Below are 2,156 nucleotides of genomic sequence, written 5' to 3' on the forward strand. Positions count from 1 at the left end.
CAGCAGTGGCACAAGTGATCAGATTCGAGCAGACAGGGGGCCCGGAGGTCCTGCGCATGCGCGACGTCGACGTCGGCGACCCCGGGCCGGGCCAGGTGCTCCTGCAGCAAAAAGCGGCAGGCCTGAACTATGCAGACACGTATTTCCGTACCGGCATCTATCCGGTGCCGCTGCCCAGCGGCATCGGGGTGGAGGGCGCGGGCGTCGTGGCCGCGATCGGCGAGGGCGTGGACCACGTGGTCGTCGGTGACCGCGTAACCTACACCGGCTTTGTCAACACGCTGGGTGCCTACAGCACCGAGCGGCTGATTTCAGCCAACGCCCTGATCAAGCTGCCGGACGCCATCGACTTCGAGACGGCCGCATGCATCACCATGCGGGGGCTGACCTCGGCCTATCTGATGCGTCGCATCCATGCCTTCAGCGGCAACGAGACGATCCTGCTGCATGCGGCGGCCGGCGGCGTCGGGCTGATCGTCACCCAGTGGGCCAAGCTGCTCGGGCTCACCGTGATCGGCACGGTATCGAGCGAAGCCAAGGCCGAAGTGGCACGCGCCCATGGCTGTGACCACGTCATCAACTACAGCCATGAGAACGTGGCCCAGCGCGTGCGCGCGCTGACCGATGGCGTGGGCGTGAGCGTGGTGTTCGACAGCGTCGGCAAGGACACCTTCGAGGCGTCCCTCGACTCCCTCAAGCGTCGCGGCCTGATGGTCTGCGTCGGCACCGCCTCCGGCACGATCCCGCCGTTCGACCCCCAGATCCTGGCGCGCAAGGGCTCGCTGTTCCTCACGCGTCCGGCGCTGGCGGACTACATCGCCGACCCCGTGGAAAAGCAAGCGCTGCTGGCGGAGCTTTTCGACCATGTGGCGGCCGGGCGCCTTCGCATCGACATCCAGAAGCGCTACGCGCTGGCGGAGGCCGCCGAGGCGCACCGCGATCTCGAATCCCGCAAGACCGTGGGCGCATCGGTCTTCACCCTCTGAGGAGCAGGCAATGAAAGTCGAACAACTGACGTGCACCATCGGTGCGGAAGTATCGGGCGTGCACCTGGGCGAAGCGTCGCGCGACCTCGGCCTGGCCAACGAGATCAAGGCCTTGCTGCTGCAACACAAGGTGCTTTTCTTTCGCGACCAGGACATCACGCGGGCCGAGCATGTGGCCTTTGCCCGCCATTTCGGGGAACTGGAAGACCATCCCGTGGCCGGCAGCGACCCGGACCATCCCGGGCTGGTCCAGATCTACCGCAGCGACAAGCGCGAGAACTACGAGAACAGCTTTCACACCGATGGCCAGTGGCGCGACGCGCCGCCCATGGGGTGCGTGCTGCGCTGCATCGAATGCCCGCCGGTCGGGGGAGACACCATCTGGGTCAACATGGTGGAGGCCTACAACAACCTGCCCGACGACATCAAGAAGAAGATCGACGGCCTGAAGGTGAAGTGCAGCATCGAGCACTCTTTCGGCGCCGCCATGCCGGAAGCCAAGCGCCGGGCGCTCGGGATGGAGCATCCCATGGTGGAGCATCCGGTGGTGCGCACCCACCCGGAAACAGGGGAGAAGATCCTGTACGTCTGTGGTTTCGCCACCCATTTCGCGAACTACCACACGCCGGACAACGTGCGCTACGGCCAGGACAAGACGCCGGGCGCGAGCCTGCTGCTCAATTACCTGACCAGCCAGGCGGCCATTCCCGAGTACCAGGTTCGTTTCCGCTGGAAGCCCAACAGTGTGGCCATGTGGGACAACCGCTGCACGCAGCACTACGCGGTCCAGGACTACTGGCCGGCGCCCCGAAAAATGGAGCGCACGGCCATCATCGGCGACAAGCCTTTCTAAGCGCGCACAGCACAGCAATCGAAGGAGACAGACATGAACAAGCAGGGCAACTTCTGGTGGCGTGGATTCGCCCTGGCGGCTGGTATCGGGATCGTGGCTTGGACGCCCGTCGCGCAGGCGCAGGAGGCATGGCCCAGCAAGCCGATCCGTCTGGTGGTGGGTGGGCCTGCCGGCGGCAGTGCCGACGCGCTGGCCCGGCTGCTGGCCGAAGGGCTGCAGCAGGCATTGAGCAAGCCGGTCATCGTGGAATCCAAGCCCGGCGCCGCCGGCGCGCTGGCGATCAACGACCTGTTGTCCACCGGCAAGGATGGCCACAC

Annotated in this window: 2 protein-coding genes and 1 pseudogene; all 3 read left to right on the top strand. The window is 65.8% G+C overall.

All coding sequences use genetic code 11. The annotated features are described in order from the left end of the window. Positions 1-56 precede the first annotated feature (56 nt). Positions 57-986: a quinone oxidoreductase family protein gene (locus AC1D2K_RS33780; protein ID WP_478094690.1), complete on the top strand. Its 930-nt coding sequence runs from the start codon at positions 57-59 to the stop codon at positions 984-986. Between the two features lie 10 nt (positions 987-996). Next, positions 997-1,839, top strand: coding sequence for a TauD/TfdA dioxygenase family protein (locus AC1D2K_RS33785; protein ID WP_478094688.1), 843 nt, complete (start codon positions 997-999; stop codon positions 1,837-1,839). 33 nt (positions 1,840-1,872) lie between these two features. Then, positions 1,873-2,156, top strand: a pseudogene (locus tag AC1D2K_RS33790) (tripartite tricarboxylate transporter substrate binding protein); the annotation flags it as partial.

It is taken from the genome of Variovorax sp. P1_H12_2, assembly GCF_056405335.1.

Bases quoted from the DNA above. Each gene is read 5' to 3' on its own strand.
- AC1D2K_RS33780 (WP_478094690.1), top strand. From the start codon at position 57: ATGCGCGACGTCGACGTCGGCGACCCCGGGCCGGGCCAGGTGCTCCTG.
- AC1D2K_RS33785 (WP_478094688.1), top strand. From the start codon at position 997: ATGAAAGTCGAACAACTGACGTGCACCATCGGTGCGGAAGTATCGGGC.